Raw genomic sequence first — 22423 nt, 5'->3', positions numbered from 1 at the left:
CATGAAAAAGCTACTTATTATAAGTGCCATAGGTTGTTTATTAATGGGATTTACATTACAAAAGGAATCTCCGGTATACACTACCTCTCAAGACCCTCTTAAAGAAAGTATTGAACGAGGTGCCGAAGTATATACAGAATATTGCGTACAATGTCATTTAGGAAAAGGAGAAGGTATTCCTAAAACGTTTCCTCCTCTTGCAAAATCTGATTGGTTAACAAAAAATAATATCACAAATGCCATACGTGTCGTAAAGTATGGACAAACGGGTGAGATCAAAGTAAATGGCGAAACGTATAACGGCGTTATGGCAGCACTAGGTCTCTATGAAGATGAAGTTGCAGACGTTATGAATTACATTTTAAATAGCTGGGGAAATTCACATGACGAAATGGTCACTGAAGAACACGTAAAAAAAGTAACTAAAGAATAAATTACTTATTCGCTAGATAGTTTTTTATAAACGCTTCTGCCTTCTCTATAGTCATACGATTTACAATCCTATCATGCCTACTGAGCCATACATATTGGCTGTATGCCAACGTTGATTGATTTGTTGCTATATAAGCTTCTGCTAATAATGCTCTGGCTTTTGCTTCTACTCCCCAGTCCATGTCAGGCACGGCAACGAAAGCTTTTTGTAGTACCGCTATAGTTTCTTGATAATTTTGCTTTCGCGAAAGCGTAACAGCCTTTGCATAATATCCGTCCATTACATAAGGCGCAAGCATTATCGCTTTATCATAAGCCGTAAGTATCATTTCGAAATCTCCGGATGCTTTCTGTAATTCGGATCCTTCTTTCATTGCAGCTAATGCAGCATAATATTCTTGTGACCATTCTTGAACGAATGATGAAGGTGTAAAAACTAAAATTTTTGTAGAAGCCTCATCTTGAATAAGTTTATACGTATTTGTAGCTAACTGTACTACTCCTTTTTTATCCGTTAACCATCCATCTACGGGCTGCATCCAGTTTTTATGTTTTGTGATTTCAGGAAGTAAATAATGATTCGGAATATATACCGCATTAGGAAATAATGTAAAATATGCATCTCGTGGATGTCCTATAATATAATCTACATCTGCAAGCTGTTTTACTTCTTCGGTCGTTGGCACTTCATTATCTCCTAAATGTGCGATTTTAATTCCGTCTACTTCAACAACCCAAATCGTATTATAATTTTGGTTTCCAGATTTTCCGATCTGTTCTGCAAAGCTATGCTTACTAGCTATTCCTTTAAATACAATATCTTTAAACTGATAGGCTCCAGCATCTCGATAAACAGGAGTATTTTTACTAAAATACTGACTTCCATCATGATCATAATGCGGATGAGTAATTAATACAAAATCGGCAGAAATATCTTCTGGAAACGTAAATCCCATCTGTCTATAGCTATGGTATGGATCTAGGACAACTCGTGTACCTTGAGAAGATTCTATAACAAAGGCAGCATGTGCTATGTATTCTATTTTTGGAGATTGAGCTTGTATCGTGACACAACTCATTAAAAATAGGAATAGTAAGAATGGGAAGTTTCTTTTACTCATAGTCGTTTTTTGATAAAGATAGGTAGTAATCTACAATCCTCATAAACCCTTTGTTGCAAATACAAAAGTGAAGCTACGCTTTCTACTTTTTAATTTTCGATCGTTTATCAAAACTAGGTTTTGAGCACTAACACAGGATTTATAGAATCCTCATAAACTCTTTGTTGCAAATACAAAAGTGAAGCTACGCTTTCTACTTTTTAATTTTTGATCGTTTATCAAAACTAGGTTTTGAATACTCTCTAAAATTAAAAAGTGATTTACATTCGTAAATCACTTTTCTGCTTGGTCGGGATGACAGGATTTGAACCTGCGACCACACGGCCCCCAGCCGTGTACGCTAACCGGACTGCGCCACATCCCGAATGTATTTTCGCGAAAACAAATATAATAATTAAGCTATATTGATTTTACTTAGTTTTTAAAACTAAACAGAAATTTGAAGAAAATTTAGTTAATGGCATTGAGAACTTGAAAGAAATCAACTATAAGAAAGAAAAAAGCACAATTACTATTGAAAGAAAGATATTGGTTGCTTTTTAAATCCTACTAAAAAAATATAACCTAAATGTCAACTCAGAGTTTTTGAGTTAAATAATAACTATGAAAACTACAAACACAGTTAAAAAAGACATCTTTCTAAGACAATATCATTGTGCTTAATTATAAGCTAATATATACAATTTCCTACATAATTACTAGGAATTTAATTTTTTATACTAAAAGGTCAGCAAGGGTCTTATTTTCAAGTACATGCAATGTGCTATCTCTCACTTCTCTCATAAGCCCATGTACTGTACATCTCCCTTCATCAGGGCAATCATCGCATTTTTCGTAAAAATTTAAGCTCACACAGGGCAACATGGCAATAGGTCCTTCTAGGACTCTGATAATCGCTGCCATTTTTATTTCCTTAGGTTCTTTTATGAGATAATAGCCTCCACCTTTGCCTTTTTTACTTCCTAAAAAACCAGCTTTTCTTAATGAAAGTAAGATGCTTTCTAAAAATTTTCTTGATATATCTTCTGCTTCAGAAATATCTTGAATAAGAACCATAGAATTCTCTTCCTGACGCGCAATGTACGTGAGCGCTTTTAGTCCATATTTTGTTTTTCGCGAAAGCATACGACCAAAATACGTTATTTTTTTGGAAGAAAGACTTCTGCCATCATACAACGCGCACTACCTCCTCCACAAGCTTCTATAATATCAAGAGAACTTGAGAGTATTGTTGCATGGTTTTCGATTTGATCGATTTGCTTCTTCGTAAGACTTTGATATGCTGCATTACTCATTACTAAATATGGGGTGTCATTTGTTCCCTTAAGCTCTAGCATATTGCCTGCAAAATGTACTACTTGTTTTTCTGTAATGGCAATAATCTCTTTTCCGTCTTCTTTAAGATGTTTTGTCACATTTTTTCGTTCCTTTTTATCATCTATAGAATCTAAGCATATCACAGATACTTTTTCTCCAATACACATCATCACATTGGTATGATAAATCGGTAATCGTTCTCCATTTACAGTCTGATTTGCTGTAAAAATAACAGGGGTGTATTCAAAATCTTCACAAAATTCTATAAGTACTTCTTCGTCTGCTCTAGGTGAAAGTGCACAATACGCTTTGCGGTTTACACGATCTAAAATCAGACTCCCTGTTCCTTCTAAAAATAGATTTTCGTCTTCGGCAGAAGAATAATCGATGATATCTGTAATACTAAAACCTTTAGATTCTAATACGTCAAAAATATCTTCACGTCTTTCTGTACGTCTATTTTCTGCAAACATTGGATACATAGCTACTTTCCCATTCTGATGAAAGCTTATCCAGTTATTAGGAAAATGGGCATCGGGAGTATCAGTTTCTTTTGCATCATCTACAACCACAACATTGATACCTACAGCTTCTAACTTTCTTACAAAATCATCAAATTCTTGTTGTGCATTTTGTAAAAGTTTTTCTGGGGTCACATTATCAACTACTTTTTGATAATAGTTATTGACTGCTGTTTGTTCATTCATCCTAAAATGCACAGGACGAATCATTAAAATGGTATCTGTAGTTTGACTCATATTAAAAAAGATATAATGAAGTTGTAAAGCTACAATTTACTATCAATATCTTCCAAAATTATAGCAGCATGTTCACGTGTATTTTCTATAAATAATTTACTCGTCTGGAGACCAGCATTTATGACACCTGCTACATATACATTTTTAAGGGGAGTCTCTAACGTATTTTGATTGTGAATAGGCACTTTGGTCGCATCATCAGTAATGGGTAATCCCAACTTTTCAAATAGGTTGTAATTAGGCTTATACCCTATCATAGCAAGCACAAAATCATTTTCTATTTCTACGATTCTTTCTGGGGTTTGTATTACAACAGTATCTTTTTTAATTTCAACAACATCACTTTCGAAATAGGCTTTGATAGCTCCTTCTTTGATTCTATTTTCTATATTGGGTTTTATCCAATATTTTGTTTTGGGATAGATTTCAGACTTGCGAATAACCATGGTAACATCTGCGCCTTTATAGTAGGTTTCTAATGCTACATCACAGGCTGAATTTGCAGCTCCAATCACTACTATTTTCTGACCTACATATGGATGCGGACTATTATAAAAATGAGTTACCTTAGGTAAGTCTTCGCCAGGTATATTTAATGCTCTCGGAGTGTCATAAAACCCTGTACATATCACTACAGATTTTGTAAATGTATCTCCTTTATTTGTTGCTATATGATATCCATTATTTTTTGGAGTCATTGAAGAGACTTCTGTGTAGAGTTTCAAATTTAAGTGCCAACTTTCTTGAACCCTTCTATAATATTCTAATGCTTCTTTACGCGTAGGTTTATCTGTATGCGATATAAAAGGAACACCTCCTATTTCCAATAATTTAGACGTGCTAAAAAAAGTCATTTGTTCTGGAAAATTATATAAAGAATTCACCAAAACTCCTTTTTCTAATATGATATATGATAGTCCTTTTTTTTGAGCTTCAATTCCGCAAGTAAGTCCTATAGGTCCTCCTCCTATAATGACTAGGTCATATGTTTCTAATAAATGCATAGTTATCTATTACGCCAGAAGAAAGGCGTTAGTAAAATTAATACTGTAAATAATTCTAGACGACCTATAAGCATTAAAAATGCTAGCCACCATTTACCAGCTCCTGGCAAACTATTATAACTATCTACTGGGCTTAAATCTCCAAAAGCGGGTCCTACATTACCAAGAGCAGATGCTGCGCCTCCTAAAGCAGTTACAAAATCTAACCCCAAAGCACCCAATACACTTGCTCCTACAATCCAAGAAAGCATATACAGAATAAAGAAGGCTAATATGTTAAAGATAATGGTTCGATCTACCGAACGTGTATTATATCGTACAGGTAAAATAGCATTAGGATGTAAAGTGCGTTTAAACTCTATAAAGGCATTTCGTATGGTCAATAAATGACGAACGACTTTAATACCTCCTGATGTTGATCCTGCTGATCCTCCCAAGAACATTAATCCAAAAAAGATCACTGTTAGAAATGGTGTCCACATGGTAAAATCTGCTGTTACAAATCCAGTCGTCGTAATTACAGCCAGTACTTGAAAAAGACCATGTCTAAATGCACTCTCTCCAGCACCTAATACCATAGGATGATCTATTGTAGATACACTTACATCTGCTCTAAAGTAGACAACCAATGCTGTAATAAGTGTAAAACCAAAAACAAAAGTCATATATAACTTAAACTCATCATCCTTAATTATTTTCTGAACTTTTCCTTTAAATGCAAAATAACTTAAGACAAAGTTCATCCCTGCTAAAAGCATAAAGAATATAATAATATACTGTATGAGAGGGGTATCATTCCAATAGGCTACACTTGCATTTTTAGTAGAAAAACCTCCTGTAGACAAGGTGCTCATTGCATGGTTTATTGCATCAAAAAACGACATTCCTGCTAGCTTGAGTGCTATCGTTTCAGCAGCGGTAAATCCAAAGTAAATAAGCCATAATCGCTTTGCTGTATCTGTAATTCTTGGATGTAATTTATCTGCACTAGGCCCAGGGGCTTCTGCTGCAAAAAGTTGCATCCCTCCAATACCCAGCAACGGTAATATTGCTATTGCTAAAACAATAATTCCCATCCCTCCAATCCAATGGGTGGTACTTCTCCAAAAAAGAATTCCTTTAGGTAATGATTCTATATCAGTAAGGATAGTTGCACCTGTTGTTGTATATCCGCTTATCGTTTCAAAGAAAGCATCGGTTACGGATGGAATTGCATCTGTAACCAAATACGGTAGCATTCCACTGAGTGACATAAATAACCAACCAAATGTCACTACAATATACCCTTCTCGCTTTTTGATTTCCTTTTTATGATCTTTCGTCATAAACATTAATAACATTCCTGCAAATAATGCTAATAATCCAGAAGCCGTAATCTGTAGTGCGACCCCATCTTTTGTAATAAAACTCACAAGAGCAGAAATCAACATAAAACCACCATTAAAAAGTAATAGTAGCCCCATTAAATGAAAAATGATCTTATAATTAAGTTTTGGCATTTACATATCTGTTTAAACAAACATTTTTTCTACTTGCTTGATAGATCGTGGCAAACAGCATACTACAACTCGATCTCCTGCGGTCACTTTAAAATCACCTAGCGCAATAATACCTGCGCCATTACGTACCACGCCTGCTATGGTTGCAGATCTAGGAAAATCAATATCCTTAATTTTTTTGCCCTCGGCTTCAGAAGTAGGCTTTACGATAAACTCCAATAATTCAGCATTCATATTATTGAGTTTTGTCATGGCTACGACTTCCCCTTTACGGATATATCTAAAGATATTATTGGCTGCCAGTAACTTCTTATTGATAAGTGTATCAATTCCTATACTTTGTGATAACTGGAAGTAATCCATGTTTTCCACCAGCGCAATTGTTTTCTTAACCCCTCTTGATTTTGCTACCAAACAAGACATAATATTGGTCTCACTATCTCCAGTCACAGAGATAAAGGCATCCATATCTTGAATATTTTCTTCTTCTAGTAACTCTACGTTACGCCCATCTCCATTAATCACTAATGCTTTGGGGAGGATATCTGCTAGATCTATTGCTTTATCCTTATCGCGTTCTACTAGTTTTACATTAAATTTATGAGAGCATAAATCCCTACAGGTTTTAAAACCGATATTACTTCCGCCTAAGATCATTACATTTTTAATGTTTTGGCGCACTTTTCCAGTAAGTTTATAGAGTTCTTCTACCCCACCTTGAATGGTCATAAAATAGACTTGATCGCCTTCTTTAAAAACGGTATCACCACGAGGTATTAGTGTATATTGAGTACCTAAGCGTTGTATTGCGATAGGCATAAAATGTAACTCTGGAAAAATAGTAGCTGCTTCTTTTACACTTTTCCCTACAAAGGATGCCGTACGAGATAAGGTAGTCCCTACCATAGTAAGTGCCCCTTCTTCAAACTCATAACTATCACTAAATCCACTTTGGTTTAGTAATAATTCAATTTCTGATGCTGCTAAACTCTCTGGCGAAATCAACTCATCGATACCAAATTTAGAAAAACCTGCAAGTTCTTTATGTTCTATAAATTCTGTATTTGAAATTCTAGCAATAGTACGTGCAGCACCTAATTGCTTAGCGAGTACACAAACCGTAATGTTTGTAGTTTCACTAGCAGTAACTGCAATAACTAAGTCTACATTTTCTACTCTAGAATCTTGTAGTATAGCAATCGAAGTAGCATCGCCCTTAATAGTCCTAATATCCAAATGCGTATCTGCATACGCTAGGCTTTCTTTATTGGTGTCTATAAGTGTAATGTCCTGAGACTCGTATGATAGCAGTTTGGCCAGATGGAAGCCCACCTCACCAGCTCCTGCAATAATAATTTTCATATAATATAATGAACTGAAAAGTGATACAAAGATACACGATTGATAAGAACTATGTTAGTATCACATAGATAATTATACATTATACGCTTTCGCGAAAGCAAAAACACCTTATAATCATATCAATACTAGACCTATTAATAGCAATACTAAAAAATCTGAAGATCGCACTTTCTTTTTAGATACGTCCTTTATCATCTTCGCTATTGATGCCGTATATTTGTCAAAAAATATGCCATGTCCAAAAAGGTAACGCCATATAATTCTACAAATCAGTCAAAAAAAGAGCAAGTCGAGCAAATGTTTGACACTATTTCTGGCAACTATGACGGTCTTAATAGAGTCATTTCTTTTGGAATTGACGTAAAATGGCGTAAAAAAGTAGTACAACTTGTCACTGACACAAAACCTGATAGTATTCTTGATATAGCTACAGGAACTGGAGACCTTATCATAAATCTTGCAAAAAGTGGCGCTACAAAATTAGTAGGGCTTGATATCTCTGAAGGCATGCTTTCTGTAGGGCGTAAAAAAATAAAAACAGGTGGTCTTGATGATCGTATCGAAATGATTCAGGCAGATAGTGAAGCTATGCCCTTTGACGATAATAGTTTTGATGCCATTACAGTTGCTTTTGGTGTACGTAATTTTGAGACCTTAGAAAAAGGACTTGGAGAAATTTATCGCGTACTTAAACCTGGAGGTATTTTTGTGATTTTAGAGACATCTGTCCCTACGAAAACACCTTTTAAACAGGGATATAAATTTCACTCTAATGTGATTTTACCTGCTGTTGGGCGTTTATTTTCAAAAGATAAAGAAGCGTATACATATCTAAGCAAAAGTGCTTCTGTTTTTCCTTTTGGAGAGGTGTTAAACAATATTTTACGTAAAATTGGGTTTACCAACGTGAAAGATAATCCACAAACATTTGGTGTGGCCACCATTTATACAGCTTCAAAATAAATTCATGAGAGTATTTATTATCATCATATTTTGCTTCATTTTTTCGCAAGCATCCAATGCACAATGGCTTACAAAGCCTCGTGTTCAAAATCAACAAAATTTTGATAAAAAACCAATACGTTGGGGATATTACTTAGGGTTTAATTCCTTTGATTATAATTTTGACTATATAGAACAACAAGAAGATATTCAGGTAACACGATCTATAGGCTTTAATGTAGGTCTCATAGGAAGTTTGCGATTATCAGAATATATAGACTTACGCTTTGAACCTGGATTATCATTTACACGTAGAGATTTAACATATGCGCCAGATCCTAGGTTTGAAGGTGAAAATGACTTGTTAAGAGAAGTCCCTGCCACTTACATATACCTTCCTTTACTATTAAAAATAAACACAAAACGCCTCAACAATGTAAGGCCATTTGTTACGTTTGGAATTTCTACTGCTACCAATTTATCTAGTAATGAAAAAAATCCTGATGATAACTTTGCAGGACAATTTAGAACCACCACAAATCCTTTCTTTTACGAAGTAGGATTTGGTATCGAGCTATATCTTTACTTTTTCAAACTCACGCCTAGTATTCGTGGTATATTTGCTACATCAGATGAGCTTGTAAGAGATAATGTTGCTAATAGCCCGTGGACAGGGAACATTAGTAAATTGTCTTCTAGAGGTGTTTTCTTGAATTTTACTTTTCAATAGCGATACCGCGTTTAAATTCGCTTAAACAAATAGCAGTTGCTGTTGCTACATTTAGACTTTCTGTTTTTTGTAATTGCCCAAAACGAGGAATTGCAATTTTGTGAGTTACCAATTGCTCTATAGCCTCAGAAATTCCGTTAGCTTCATTTCCCATGACAATCACTGCTTCTTTAGGAAGTGATGCTGTATAAATCGTTGTCCCATCCATAAACGTTCCATAAATAGCACGGTGTTCTTCTTTTAGATATTCTTGTATATCTGTATACGAAATAGTAATCCTAGATAAGGATCCCATAGTAGCTTGCACTACTTTGGGATTGTAACAATCTACTGTTTGGGGAGAGCATATAAGGTTCTTTACGCCAAACCAATCACATAATCTAATAATGGTTCCCAGATTACCGGGGTCTCTAACGTCATCAAGAAGCACTGTGATTCCATCTCTTGTATTTGCTACTTGAGCAGGAATTTTAAACAGCGCAAGTGCTGTTTGCGGAGTTTTAAGAAAACTTATTTTCTTTAGTTCCGCTGGAGTAATATCTTGAAAAACAACTTCATGCTCCTTAGAGAGCTGCAAGGCAGAACGATCAATACTATAGATGGCTTCTAGTTCAAATGATGATTCTAAAAGTTCATTTATTACTTTTATGCCTTCGGCAACAAAGACCCCTTCGCGTTTACGGCACTTTTTTTGGTGTAATCCCGTTATTCGTTTACTATTACTTTTGCTTAACACTATATAAAATGTACTTTTGATTTATTATCAACACCCACTTGAAACAACTATTTACAAAAATATCATTATTTATTCTTCTAGCGATCCTACTTGTTGGTTGTAATGCCACAAAACGAGTTCCTAAGGAAGATTTTTTACTTACAGACAATACAATTACGGTCGATGGTGAAAAAATTACTGACCAACGATTGTACAATTTCTTGTACCAACAACCTAACACTAAGGTTGCTGGCTCTCCTTTTAGACTCTATATTTATAATTGGGCCCGTCCTAATATAGATTCGATACTTGATGCACAACGTGCAAAAAATGATGGACGCAGAAATTTCTGGACTCGTTTGCTTTCGCGAAAGCAAGTAGAATCTTTTAGAAAATTTAAAAAAGATTTCAATTCAGGTGTTAAAAAAACAGGAGAACCCCCTACCATTGTCAATGAAATCCTCACAAAAAAATCAGCTAATAATCTAGCTAAGTTTTACATAAACAATGGATATTTCAATACAGAAGTAGATTATACGATAGCAAGAGATAGTAACCAGCTTGCTACTGTAAATTATAATGTGACACGTCATAAACCTTATCTGCTAGACACTATCACTCCTATTATTGCTTCACCCGTAGCAGATTCTATATATACAGCACATAAAAATGAATCTTTTCTAAGAAAAGGAGAACCTTATCAAAAGTTAAAGTTTGATGCTGAAAGATTAAGAATTGAAAAACTCTTCAGAAATAATGGGTTATACCATTTTGAATCAGACCGTATTCGAGCTATTGGTGATACTGTAAATACGGGAAATAAAACTAATCTTGAAATTATTATAGATAACCGAAAGGAAACTGTAGAAGATAGTATTGTAGATTTCCCATTTAAAGTTCATAAGGTTAGTGAGATTAATATTAATACAGATTACAGTTTTGCAAATCAAAACAAACCTTTTGCAGATTCTATTAATGCCGATGGCTATACGTTTTACGTCTACGACAAATTAAATTATAGAACGAATGCTATTACAGATATTATTCCCCTTAAACCTGGAGCTATCTATCGTGATATTGACAAAACACAAACCTTAACACGTTTAAGTAGGTTAAACACCTTTAAGTATCCGAGTATTACCTATCAACAAGACCCTAAAGATAGTACAGGCACTAATTTGATAGCAAACATTCGTTTAACGCCTTTAGAAAAATACAAGTTCCGAGCTGATTTTGATGTCTCTACGTCAAATATTCAGGATATAGGTATTGCAGGGTTTGGTTCTTTATTGATACGTAACATTTTTAAAGGTGCAGAGACGTTAGAAATTTCAGCCAGAGGAAATATCGGAGCTTCTGATGATGCCGCAAATGACAGCGATAGCTTTTTCAATATTTCTGAAATTGGACTGAATGCCAATCTTGTTTTTCCTAGGATATTTTTCCCTTTCAATACTTCAAAACTCATCCCAGCCGAGTGGCAACCCAATACGCGATTTAATTTAGGAGCAAGTGTGCAACAAAATATAGGATTAGACAAACAAAGTTTTGCTGGGGGGCTCTCGTACAATTGGACCCCTTCTGCTACAAACACATTTACCTTTGATCTATTAGACATACAGTATGTACGTAATCTAAATGCTAACAACTATTTTAATATTTATCGAAATAGTTATGATGATTTAAATACACTTGCAGCATCTAACATAGATAATATCAATCCTGATTATTTTGAAGAGGGAACTAGCTCACCTACACTTACCATCCCTAACGGAGCAGATAATCTGATTAATGATGTAGAAAATGGCATTGTTCCTGGATTTACAGATGCACAAGTATCAGAAATAAATGCGATACGCGAACGCCAAAACAGGTTAACAGAAGACAACTTAATTTTCGCTCTTAATTTTACGTATACATATAACAATCGTGAAAACTTATATGACGATGCTTTTTCAAGATTAAGAACTCGTATAGAGCTTGCCGGCAATGCTCTTTCTCTAGCTTCAAGTCTGGTAAATGCGCCAAAGAACGAAGATAACAACTCTCGTATTCTTGGTGTTGTTTTTTCTCAGTATGCAAAAACAGAAATTGATTATACAAAACATTGGGATTTAGGACATAATAATATTCTTGCAATAAGAGCTTTTGGAGGATTAGCAATTCCATATGGTAATGCAAATAACATTCCTTTTACACGAAGTTTTTTTGCAGGAGGGTCTAATGATAACCGTGCTTGGCGTGCGTATGAATTAGGACCGGGTAGTAGTGGTGCTCCTAATGAATTTAATGAAGCTAATATGAAACTAGCACTCAATATAGAGCATCGTTTTGATTTATTAGGTCCTTTTGAAGGCGCATTCTTTTTAGACGCTGGAAACATTTGGAATGTTTTTGATAATGTAGACGACCCAAATTCGCAATTTAGAGGTTTTTCAAGTTTAAGTGACTTAGCCCTTGGGTCTGGTTTTGGGCTTCGATTAGATTTTGATTTCTTCTTGGTAAGATTTGATATTGGTTTTAAAACATATGATCCTGCTTTTGAAACTGGAAATCGATGGTTTCGAGAATATAATTTTTCGAATGCTGTATATAACATTGGTATTAATTACCCATTCTAAAAGGGGTTATAACACTTTCAAACGTTATCGTAATTCGATTTTGTTTCTCTTTATTTTACTATTTAATTTCTTATTTTTACCAACTTAAACATAAATCAAAATTATGGCTCATTCTATCGAACCGGGAGTCGCTACCGGTTACCAAGTGCAAAAGATTTTCAACTATGCAAAAGAAAAGGGATTTGCACTTCCCGCTGTAAATGTTATTGGATCAAATAGTATTAACACAGTATTAGAAACTGCTGCTGCACTTAACGCTCCTGTGATTATACAGTTTAGTAATGGCGGAGCTCAATTTAATGCAGGGAAAGGGTTAAATAACGATAATCAGAGAGCAGCTGTTGCAGGTGCTGTTGCAGGTGCAAAGCATGTACACGAACTTGCAAAAGCATACGGTGCTACTGTAATACTTCACACAGATCATTGCGCAAAAAAATTATTACCATGGATAGATGGTATGCTTGATGCTAGTGAAGCTTACTATAAAGAACATGGACATTCATTATTTAGTTCACATATGATCGATCTAAGTGAAGAGCCTATTGAAGAAAATATCGAGATTTGCAAAAAATATCTTGAGCGCATGGAAAAGATGGATATGACGCTAGAGATTGAATTAGGTATTACAGGAGGTGAAGAAGATGGTGTAGATAATACGGATGTAGATGATTCAAAATTATACACACAACCAGAAGAAGTTGCATATGCCTATGAAGAGCTTTCTAAAGTAAGTGATCAATTTACGATTGCTGCAGCTTTTGGAAATGTACATGGTGTATACAAACCTGGTAACGTAAAACTTACTCCTAAAATTCTTAAAAATTCTCAGGAACATATCACACAAAAATATGGTGTAGAACACAATCATATAGATTTTGTTTTTCACGGAGGTAGTGGTTCTACTGTAGAAGAAATACGAGAAGGAATAAGCTACGGTGTTATTAAAATGAATATAGACACAGACCTTCAATATGCTACTGCAGAAGGAATACGTGATTATTTTAATGATAATGCTGAGTATTTAAAATCTCAGATAGGAAACCCTACTGGTGATGATGTTCCTAATAAGAAATATTACGATCCTCGTGTATGGTTGCGTAAAGCAGAAGGTACTATGCGCGCTCGACTAGAAAAAGCTTTTGAAGATTTAAATAATGTAAATACATTATAGTACGCTTTCGCGAAAGCGTATAGTATAAACTCATAAATACACCCTCACTATGGCTTGGTTTAAGAGAAAAGACAAAGGAATTCAAACTCCTACAGAAGAAAAAAAAGACACTCCTAAAGGTCTTTGGTATAAGTCTCCTACAGGTAAAATTGTAGACACAGAAGAATTAGAAAAAAACTTCTATATCAGTCCTGAAGATGGATATCACGTACGTATAGGAAGTAAGGAATATTTTGAGATTCTTTTTGATAATAATGAGTTCAAAGAATTAGACAAAAATCTTACTTCTAAAGACCCTTTAAAGTTTGAGGATAAGAAAAAGTATACCGATAGATTGAAAGAAGCACAAGAGAAAACAGGTCTTAAAGATGCTGTTCGTACTGCTGTAGGAAAATCTAAAGGAGAAGATATTGTAATTGCTTGTATGGATTTTAGATTCATAGGTGGCTCTATGGGAAGTGTGGTTGGAGAGAAAATTGCACGTGCTGCAGATTATTCTCTTAAAAACAATATTCCGTTTATGATCATATCAAAATCGGGAGGCGCACGTATGATGGAAGCTGCTTTATCTTTAATGCAATTAGCAAAAACATCAGCCAAACTAGCACAACTTGCAGATGCAGGTATTCCGTATATTTCTTTATGTACAGATCCTACTACTGGAGGAACAACAGCTTCTTTTGCAATGTTAGGAGATATTAATATTTCTGAACCAGGTGCATTAATCGGATTTGCTGGACCTCGCGTAGTACGAGATACTACAGGTAAAGAATTACCTGAAGGTTTTCAAACATCTGAATTTCTTCAAGAACATGGATTTTTAGATTTTATTACACCTCGTCAAGAGCTGAAAAATAAAATAAATCTATATTTAGATTTGATATTAAATAGAGCTGTAAGAGCTTAAATAGTTACTATAAATAAAAAAGGGTTGCCTAAAAATTAGGCAACCCTTTTTTGTTGTAAACGAAATCACTTCTCAACCTTCTTAGATCGATTTCTATATAATTTTTTATCAACACAACGTACCATGGCTGATTTATCTAAATTCTCTTTTCCAATAAACTCGACAACTTTTTCTACTACATCCTCAGGTTTCTCTATAGCTTCTTTATAATTTATATAAATCATCTCTACTCCAGGCTCTTTTTCCTTCCATAGATCAACCCCTTTTAACAAATTTTGATATGCATCATAAAGTTTTAAAGGCATCGTATTTGAATCTTTACCACGCATTACCTGTTGTGATTTAACCACTTCATTTAAATCTCTAACCATAAAGATAATTTTATATCTATATTTAGTATCCAAATACTTTAGCAACGGAGCCACAATCTTAACCCCTTTATTCTTTGCCTCTTCTAACCAAGAATTATCTTTATGGATAGACATAACTGGGTCATATTCATAATACCCTTTAGGATTAGACTCATCAGCTTTTCTATTTTTATCTGTCAAAATTTCTTGTCCCCCTTTGGCTAGCATTTGCATCATTAGAGATGTCCCTGAGCGAGGTAATCCTGAAACGACAACTATCTGATTTTTATCATGCTTAAAATATTTCTTTTCTGAATTTCCTGCAGATAAATGCTGTAACTCTATAACATTTTCTTTAGCTATCTTTGATCGCTCATAGTTTTTTGGCTGTAACCTTTCTGCTGTTTCATACGCAATTTTAGCATTTTCTAAATCACCTAATTTTTCTAGAGCTCTACCTAATACAAAATGAGCTGCAGGATAAAACCTCACTAATTCTATACTTGTTAGTGCATAATCTACAGCTTCTTCGTAATCACCTAACTCTATATAAACTTCTGCAATAGCCCTATGATATTTTGCTCTATCTGATTCAATTTTTATTGCATTCTCAAAAGCAGTTTTAGCTTCTTCAAATCTTGTTAATTGATATTTTATTTTTCCAATTCTATATAAAACTTCAGAATTTGATCTTATTTTTTCTACTTTCTCAAGTAAATCTAAAGCTTTTAGTAATCGTCCTGTCTTTTCATATATTTCTGCTTCTATAAGAAATAAATTATATCCAACTTTATTTCCTAATTTCCTAACTTCTTCAAGATAGTTTTCAGCCTTTTCAAAATCTTTATTATGTAAACTTATATTGATTAAATCTATATAATAAGGAGTCACATCAATAGGGTCTTCTTCTAAGATTAATTCTAATAACAATTCTTTAGACTTCTCATAATCTTTTTTACCTAAGTATACTTTTGCTAAATTATGTTTTAAATCACATTTGGTTTTCAAAATTGCTACTTCCTTTTTTTCATCAGGACGTTCTATATATCCTAATTCTATTAGTTGCTCCATTGCATCTTGATCTGAAAAAGTAGCTGTTGAGTTATTTTTCCCCAATTCACCAAAATCACCAGATATAGTATCCCAACTGTCAATAAAAACGGGTTCTTTAAATTCTTTAAAAATATCTAAGGATACTTTCCCATCCATATCTTTACCTATAGGGAGTCCAAAATGATGTAAAATGGTAGGTGCGATATCCATCAATCCCAACCCAAATACCTTTTCATTCTTTTTGATATTAGGTCCCATAGCGACAAACATTCCAAACTGCCTATGTTCTAAAGCAGCTGCGGCTTGTACTTTGGGCATTTTCAATATGCGTTTACTTCCAGATTCAAAACCATGATCAGACATAACAATCACTGTCGTATTTTCATCTATTAATTCTAACATACGACCTAGCATCATATCTTGAAAACGATAAGCACTCGCTACCATGTCCTTATATATATCGTAAAATTCTTCGGAGATTGCCTTTAATTTTGGAGGATGATACTTCATAAAACCATGACACATATGATCTATTAAATCATAATACACCCCCATAAAATCCCACTCTGATGTCCTTAATAATCGTGTAGCTGCATTATGAACAGAAACATTTTCTGTCATAACTTTTGCAAAAGTTTGAATTCCATTATTCTTTGTTTGATCTAACTTGGCAGCATTTGGCATAAAAGGGAGAATATGTTCTTTTGTTATTTCAAAAGGAAACATTCTTAAATCCTTAAAATCCTTTGTTACATCTTTTGGATGTATTGTCTCTTCATCAAGAGGGCTTGGAATATTAGGATCTATATTTACTTTTTGAAATTTATCAGAGATAACAACTCCATTAATAGGTTCTGCAGGATGACTAGGCCACCAACCTACTAGATTACTTTTATATCCTTGATTATGTAAGATATTCCATATAGCTCTTGTTTTTCTGGAATGTGCAGTAACAGGTCGTACTCCTCCCAAATCTGGCATTATTTCAATAAATCCTAATACTCCATGTTTATCTGCTGTTTTTCCAGTAGCTACAGACGTCCATAACATTGGAGAATATGGAGGATTCATGGTACTTATATTACCATGAACTCCATTTTCTATCATTTTTTTTAAAGCAGGCATCTGCCCTTTTGCCATCAACGGACCTATAATTTTCCAATCTGCAGCATCCCAACCTATCAATAATAATTTTTTCTTGCCCATTATTTACCCTCTTTATTTAGCTGTTCCTTTTTTAATCCCATTTGCTATTTTTAATTTTCTCCATTCAACAAACGCAATATCTCCAATCGCAAGATGCCCTAATGAACTATCAATAGGCATATTAGACAAGCTGACCTTCATTTTTTTACCCAGTTCTTTATTCTCCATACCAAAGTTTATTTTTATTAATATTTGTTTGTCTTAAAAATTATTTCTAATTTGTAAGATCGAACCTTAATTTTACATACGGTAAAATAGTAATTAGATCACTAACATAAACAATTTATTCATGAAAAAAATTACTTCAAAAAAATTATTAAATTACGGAGCTATGTCTGTTGCCCTTATGGGAATTGCAGATGCTAGTGGGCAAATCGTCTATACAGATATTGACCCTGATCAAGCAATGGGTCCAGCTTCAGAATCTTTTATGGTTGATTTAAATGGAGATGGAACAAACGATTTTGATTTTCAAATTTTCAATTCTGCCGGCGCTGTAATGTATGCCTTAAGTTCTAATGGATTTGTTGGGTTTACTGCTAGTGGATACAACTACGGTTCGAATTTAACGGAAGGAACTGTTATAGATGCTGCTGCTTCATTTGTTACTGCTGCAAGAGCTGATAATAACTTTAATTCTTGTAACTATCCAAATAGCCAATGGTGTGGAGGAGTTACTGACGGTTATATGGGATTATCTATCAATGTTGGAGGAGAAACGTTCTATGGATGGGCTCGTTTAGATATTATTGCTGCTGGTAACGAAATGACCATTAAAGATTTTGCTTTTAATTCAGTAGCTGGTGAATCTATCATGGCAGGAGAAGGAGCACTTTCTTTAGAAGATAACACTATTGAAGGATTCTCTTCTTTTGTTTCTGATAACGTTCTTACATTAAATGCTAGAACTCCATTAGAAGCTGTTACTATTCACAGTATTTCTGGTCAAAAGGTAATTTCTCAGAAATTATCTAACACAACAGAAACTGTAAATCTTAATGGATTAAGCACTGGTGTATATATTGCAACAGTAGCCGTAGAAGGTAAATTACAAGCTATAAAGTTTGTAAAATAACAACACTACCACATAAACATAAAAAAGCGATCTTAGGGTCGCTTTTTTTATGTTTATTTATATAATCTCATATAAAATATATTTTAAAAAACATCTCTTTATATACTTTGCATATTTAGTATATTCACTCCATAATTCTAATTCATGATCATAAATAATAATCAATTACTGCGTTTTACTACAGCTGGGAGTGTAGATGATGGAAAGAGTACGCTTATTGGACGACTCTTATATGACTCTAAAGCTATTTTTGAAGATCAATTAGAATCTGTATCATCTATAAGTAAACGCAAAGGTCATGAAAATATAGATTTAGCTTTATTTACAGATGGGTTAAGAGATGAGAGAGCACAAGGTATTACCATAGATGTAGCGTATCGCTATTTTACCACTCCAAAACGTAAATTTATTATTGCTGATACGCCAGGCCATATTCAATATACGCGTAATATGGTGACAGGTGCTTCTACGGCAAATGTCGCCCTTATATTAATAGATGCACGCCATGGAATTATTGAGCAAACCAAAAGACATGCATTCATAGCTTCTTTACTACAAATACCACATATTATTGTGTGCATCAATAAAATGGATTTGGTTGATTATTCTGAAAAAGTTTATGATACTATCCGTTCTCAATTTGAAGAGTTCTCTTCAAAATTATATGTAAAAGATATTCGTTTTATTCCTATTAGTGCCTTACATGGAGATAACGTAGTTAATAGATCTGAACACATGCCTTGGTTTCAGGATGCGCCATTACTATATACATTAGAACATATGCATATTAGTAGTGATATTAATAAAATAGATGCTCGTTTTCCTGTTCAAACAGTGTTAAGACCTCAAAGCAAAGACTTCCTTGATTACAGAGGGTATGCAGGTCGTGTAGCAAGTGGTATTTTTAGACCTAATGATAAAGTAACGATACTTCCTTCTGGCTTTTCCTCTACGATCAAATCAATAGACACAAGTGATGGACCTTTACAGGAAGCCTATGCACCTATGTCTATTACGATTACATTAGAAGACGATATTGATGTAAGTAGAGGAGATATGATTATCAAAAAAAATAACACTCCTAAACAAACACAAGAATTTGATGCAATGATTTGCTGGTTACATACACATACAGCACGTCCAAGAACAAAATATACTATACTTCACACTACCAATGAACAAAAAGCAATGATTAAGGAAGTAGTATACAAAATAGATATTGACACTTATCAGCGAGAGGTAGAGAATAAAGATTTAAAAATGAACGACATTGCCCGTATTAAAGTGAGGACAACACGTCCTTTATTAATAGATGAATATCGAGATAATCGTGTTACGGGAAGTTTTATTTTGATAGATGACAACACCCATGAGACCGTGGCTGCTGGCATGATATTATAGTTCTAAGATTATACGCTTTCTTCAAGGAAGACGTTTTATACTGAGTTTACCGAAGCATGAAAGCTTAAAAATAGCCTTGTTTTTTTCGATCTTCCATAGCAGATTCGCTACGTTTATCATCTGCACGGTTACCCCTTTCCGTTTGTTTCATCATCGCTACCTCAGCTACAATTTTTTCAAGCGTATCGGCATCACTTTCTAAACCACCCGTAATGGTTATATCACCAAGGGTTCTAAAGCGTACTTTTTTTGATTGAATTTCTTCTCCTTCTCTTTTAATTAAATAGTCAGATACCGGAATCCAAGATTCATTTCTCCACACGACTTTACGTTGATGTGCAAAATATAGTGAAGGCACCTCTATACGTTCTCTAAGTATATAATTCCAAACATCCATCTCTGTCCAATTACTTATTGGAAATGCTCTGAAATGCTCACCTTCAAAATGTTTTCCGTTCAGGATATTCCATAATTCTGGGCGTTGATTTTTTGGATCCCAAGACCCAAAATCATCACGATGGGAGAAGAATCGTTCTTTTGCTCTCGCTTTCTCCTCATCACGTCTTCCCCCTCCTATTGCACAGTCTATATGATGTTCTTCAATAGCGTCTAACAATGTGGTTGTTTGCAATGCATTTCTCGTTGCATGTTGCCCTTTTTCTTCTAAAACCCTTCCTTGATTTATAGATTCCTGAACAGACCCTACAAGTAACTGTACACCTAACGTATGTACTAAATGATCTCTAAATTGTATCGTTTCAGGAAAATTATGCCCTGTATCAATGTGTAATAACGGAAATGGAATCGCAGCCGGGTAAAAGGCTTTTTTGGCAAGGTATGTTACTAGGATAGAGTCCTTTCCTCCTGAAAAAAGAATCACAGGCTTTTCAAACTGTGCCGCAACTTCTCTTAAAATATAAATTGCTTCTGACTCTAATTCGTCCAAATAGTTTAAATAGTATTTACCCATTACTCACTAGTTTCTTTTCAATATACGTTAACACAACAGAAGCTGCTTCTTCTATTGTACAGGTTGTAGCATCAATTTCTATATCTGGAGTTGAAGGTACTTCATAAGGAGCATCTATTCCTGTAAAGTCTTTTATAAGTCCTGCTCTCGCCTTTTTATATAATCCTTTTACATCTTGCTCTTCACAAACCTCTAAAGGCGTACTTACATATACTTCTATATATTTATCTGCTCCTACAATTTCTCTAACACGTTCTCTATCTCTTTTGTAAGGCGAAATAAAAGCACCTAATACAACTAAACCCGCATGATTAATCATTAAGCTAGCCACTTCTGCAATACGCCGAATATTTTCTCTACGATCTTCTGGAGAAAAAGTCAAATCACTACTTAACCCTTTTCGCACACTATCCCCATCTAGTATACAGGTATGGATTTTTTTTTCTAGCAAACACTGATTTAATGCATTTGCAATCGTAGATTTTCCAGAACCAGACAGACCTGTAAACCATATCAGAAAAGGGTTATGATTCTTTATAGCTTTAAGCTGTTCAATATCAACACTAAAATTATGTGGAATTATATGTTCCTGCATGTTATATCTATTTAACTATAAAATTTTGCACTATTAGCTTGTCCTTTTTCATTCTAAACTCCTTGCTCATATATTCCGCAGCTATTACTATGCAATATAATCATAGCGTTTTTAGAATAAAAAATAACTACAATTATTATTTTCTTATTATATTTATGCTTGTAATGAGGTTCACATATGTGACGTAGTACAACTGCCGTAAACTCTTCTTAAGTGAATAATAAAGATGAGCAATGCACAGTGTTAGTAGATTATTCAACTTCATTACTTTTTCCTACACTTTTAATACGAGCTTTTAAAATTAAATGGGTGTTGATTCTATAATTTCTTAAATATACAATCTACACTAATTAAAAGAAGGGTTCTTCAAAGAATTTACCAAGAAATAAGGGTTTAATAAATTTTCTTTATTGTACTGTAGCGGTTGTTGTGTCTCTTGATCAATTACTTCAACACCCACGGCTTTACATATAGCATGTCCTGCAGCTGTGTCCCACTCCATTGTAGGAGCAAAACGAGGATATATATGGGCCTCTCCTTCTGCTATAACACAGAATTTCAAAGAACTTCCTCTAGAGAGAATCTCTACCTTATGGTTTTTTTCTATTTCTGAAATAAATCCTTTTGTCGCATCATTAAGATGAGAACGACTTCCCAAAACTTTAACGCTGTCTTCCTTTATTGAAGGAGAAATTTCAGTGGCATTTGTAACGATTTCTTCTACATTAATTTCCTTAGTCACATCTACCATATACTTATATGAGCTTGTACCTGCTTCAGAAGTAAAGTACAAGGTTTTAGACACCGGAATATAAATAACCCCTAAAAAGGGGGCTCCTTCACGCACTAATGCGATATTGACTGTAAATTCCCCGTTGCGTTTTATAAATTCTTTTGTTCCATCCAATGGATCTACAATCCAACAGCTATCCCAGTCTTTTCTATCTGTATATGCCAACTGTTTATTTTCTTCACTTATTATGGGAATAGGTGTTGTTTTCAAATACTCATTAATAATAGCATTTGCATTCTTATCTGCTATGGTTAAAGGAGATTCGTCATCTTTGATGATCACATCAAAATCTGTTGCATATATTTCCATGATGGCTTTACCACCATCAATTGCAGCTTGTATTGCTGTATATAAATACGATTTCATCATTGATTCTTTGAGTATTAGATGTTAGATATATA

General features: G+C 34.3%; 20 protein-coding genes and 1 tRNA gene. 8 read left to right on the top strand and 13 right to left on the bottom strand.

Annotation, left to right across the window (positions count from 1 at the left end; translation table 11 throughout):
• Position 1: 1 nt before the first annotated feature.
• Positions 2 to 433, top strand: a complete 432-nt coding sequence (locus Q1A60_RS02435; RefSeq protein WP_299763609.1) for a cytochrome c — start codon at positions 2 to 4, stop codon at positions 431 to 433.
• A gap of 1 nt (position 434) precedes the next feature.
• On the opposite strand, the gene Q1A60_RS02430 is transcribed toward Q1A60_RS02435, so the two are convergent.
• From Q1A60_RS02430 to trkA, 7 genes are all read right to left on the bottom strand, one after another.
• On the bottom strand, positions 435 to 1553 hold the full coding sequence (locus Q1A60_RS02430) for an MBL fold metallo-hydrolase (RefSeq protein ID WP_299763607.1): 1119 nt from the start codon (positions 1551 to 1553) through the stop codon (positions 435 to 437).
• 286 nt (positions 1554 to 1839) lie between these two features.
• A tRNA-Pro gene (locus Q1A60_RS02425) sits at positions 1840 to 1917 on the bottom strand.
• Between the two features lie 350 nt (positions 1918 to 2267).
• Positions 2268 to 2678: an Rrf2 family transcriptional regulator gene (locus Q1A60_RS02420; protein WP_299763605.1), complete on the bottom strand. Its 411-nt coding sequence runs from the start codon at positions 2676 to 2678 to the stop codon at positions 2268 to 2270.
• Between the two features lie 14 nt (positions 2679 to 2692).
• Complete coding sequence (gene ctlX, locus Q1A60_RS02415) at positions 2693 to 3628, bottom strand: citrulline utilization hydrolase CtlX (RefSeq protein WP_299763603.1); 936 nt, start codon at positions 3626 to 3628, stop codon at positions 2693 to 2695.
• 29 nt (positions 3629 to 3657) lie between these two features.
• Complete coding sequence (locus Q1A60_RS02410) at positions 3658 to 4632, bottom strand: YpdA family putative bacillithiol disulfide reductase (RefSeq protein ID WP_299763601.1); 975 nt, start codon at positions 4630 to 4632, stop codon at positions 3658 to 3660.
• A 2-nt stretch (positions 4633 to 4634) separates the two neighbouring features.
• On the bottom strand, positions 4635 to 6131 hold the full coding sequence (locus Q1A60_RS02405) for a potassium transporter TrkG (RefSeq protein ID WP_299763599.1): 1497 nt from the start codon (positions 6129 to 6131) through the stop codon (positions 4635 to 4637).
• Between the two features lie 12 nt (positions 6132 to 6143).
• Positions 6144 to 7493 carry a Trk system potassium transporter TrkA gene (gene trkA, locus Q1A60_RS02400; RefSeq protein ID WP_299763597.1) on the bottom strand — a complete coding sequence of 450 codons (1350 nt, stop codon included), beginning with the start codon at positions 7491 to 7493 and terminating at the stop codon, positions 6144 to 6146.
• A gap of 234 nt (positions 7494 to 7727) precedes the next feature.
• On the opposite strand from trkA, the gene ubiE reads away from it, so the two are divergent.
• Entirely contained in the window at positions 7728 to 8456 is a 729-nt protein-coding gene (ubiE, locus tag Q1A60_RS02395) for a bifunctional demethylmenaquinone methyltransferase/2-methoxy-6-polyprenyl-1,4-benzoquinol methylase UbiE (RefSeq protein ID WP_299763595.1), read from the top strand.
• A gap of 4 nt (positions 8457 to 8460) precedes the next feature.
• Positions 8461 to 9165 carry a porin family protein gene (locus Q1A60_RS02390; protein WP_299763593.1) on the top strand — a complete coding sequence of 235 codons (705 nt, stop codon included), beginning with the start codon at positions 8461 to 8463 and terminating at the stop codon, positions 9163 to 9165.
• Here the strand turns inward: Q1A60_RS02390 and Q1A60_RS02385 are convergent.
• Positions 9152 to 9901 (bottom strand): RNA methyltransferase, encoded by a 750-nt coding sequence (locus Q1A60_RS02385; RefSeq protein ID WP_299763591.1) that lies wholly within the window; start codon positions 9899 to 9901, stop codon positions 9152 to 9154. The two genes, Q1A60_RS02390 and Q1A60_RS02385, sit on opposite strands and share 14 nt — an antisense overlap.
• Positions 9902 to 9939: 38 nt before the next feature.
• On the opposite strand from Q1A60_RS02385, the gene Q1A60_RS02380 reads away from it, so the two are divergent.
• The 3 genes from Q1A60_RS02380 to accD all read left to right on the top strand — a co-directional run bounded on the left by Q1A60_RS02380 (position 9940) and on the right by accD (position 14579).
• On the top strand, positions 9940 to 12501 hold the full coding sequence (locus Q1A60_RS02380; RefSeq protein ID WP_299763589.1) for a BamA/TamA family outer membrane protein: 2562 nt from the start codon (positions 9940 to 9942) through the stop codon (positions 12499 to 12501).
• A gap of 103 nt (positions 12502 to 12604) precedes the next feature.
• Positions 12605 to 13672 (top strand): class II fructose-bisphosphate aldolase, encoded by a 1068-nt coding sequence (gene fbaA / locus Q1A60_RS02375; protein WP_299763587.1) that lies wholly within the window; start codon positions 12605 to 12607, stop codon positions 13670 to 13672.
• A 49-nt stretch (positions 13673 to 13721) separates the two neighbouring features.
• A complete protein-coding gene (accD, locus tag Q1A60_RS02370; protein ID WP_299763585.1) occupies positions 13722 to 14579 on the top strand; it encodes an acetyl-CoA carboxylase, carboxyltransferase subunit beta in 858 nt (285 codons plus the stop codon).
• A 65-nt stretch (positions 14580 to 14644) separates the two neighbouring features.
• On the opposite strand, the gene Q1A60_RS02365 is transcribed toward accD, so the two are convergent.
• Together Q1A60_RS02365 and Q1A60_RS02360 are read right to left on the bottom strand one after the other, a co-directional pair.
• A complete protein-coding gene (locus tag Q1A60_RS02365) occupies positions 14645 to 17188 on the bottom strand; it encodes an alkaline phosphatase family protein (RefSeq protein WP_299763583.1) in 2544 nt (847 codons plus the stop codon).
• Between the two features lie 12 nt (positions 17189 to 17200).
• The gene (locus Q1A60_RS02360; protein ID WP_299763581.1) at positions 17201 to 17356 is read right to left on the bottom strand and encodes a hypothetical protein; all 156 of its coding nucleotides are present in this window, start codon (positions 17354 to 17356) and stop codon (positions 17201 to 17203) included.
• A gap of 121 nt (positions 17357 to 17477) precedes the next feature.
• Between Q1A60_RS02360 and Q1A60_RS02355 the strand changes: the two genes are divergently transcribed.
• On the top strand, positions 17478 to 18263 hold the full coding sequence (locus Q1A60_RS02355; RefSeq protein ID WP_299763579.1) for a T9SS type A sorting domain-containing protein: 786 nt from the start codon (positions 17478 to 17480) through the stop codon (positions 18261 to 18263).
• A 144-nt stretch (positions 18264 to 18407) separates the two neighbouring features.
• Positions 18408 to 19664: a GTP-binding protein gene (locus Q1A60_RS02350; RefSeq protein ID WP_299763577.1), complete on the top strand. Its 1257-nt coding sequence runs from the start codon at positions 18408 to 18410 to the stop codon at positions 19662 to 19664.
• A 64-nt stretch (positions 19665 to 19728) separates the two neighbouring features.
• Here Q1A60_RS02350 and cysD read toward each other — a convergent pair whose 3' ends face one another.
• From cysD to cysQ, 3 genes are all read right to left on the bottom strand, one after another.
• On the bottom strand, positions 19729 to 20634 hold the full coding sequence (gene cysD / locus Q1A60_RS02345) for a sulfate adenylyltransferase subunit CysD (RefSeq protein WP_299763575.1): 906 nt from the start codon (positions 20632 to 20634) through the stop codon (positions 19729 to 19731).
• The gene (gene cysC, locus Q1A60_RS02340) at positions 20627 to 21229 is read right to left on the bottom strand and encodes an adenylyl-sulfate kinase (protein ID WP_299763573.1); all 603 of its coding nucleotides are present in this window, start codon (positions 21227 to 21229) and stop codon (positions 20627 to 20629) included. The genes cysD and cysC overlap by 8 nt, the downstream gene beginning before the upstream one ends.
• Positions 21230 to 21575: 346 nt before the next feature.
• Complete coding sequence (gene cysQ, locus Q1A60_RS02335) at positions 21576 to 22391, bottom strand: 3'(2'),5'-bisphosphate nucleotidase CysQ (protein ID WP_363322564.1); 816 nt, start codon at positions 22389 to 22391, stop codon at positions 21576 to 21578.
• Between the last annotated feature and the right edge of the window lie 32 nt (positions 22392 to 22423).

The sequence above is a fragment of the uncultured Dokdonia sp. genome (genome assembly GCF_947492535.1).
Taxonomy (GTDB): domain Bacteria; phylum Bacteroidota; class Bacteroidia; order Flavobacteriales; family Flavobacteriaceae; genus Dokdonia.
This window is presented reverse-complemented; position numbering and strand designations above follow the sequence as displayed.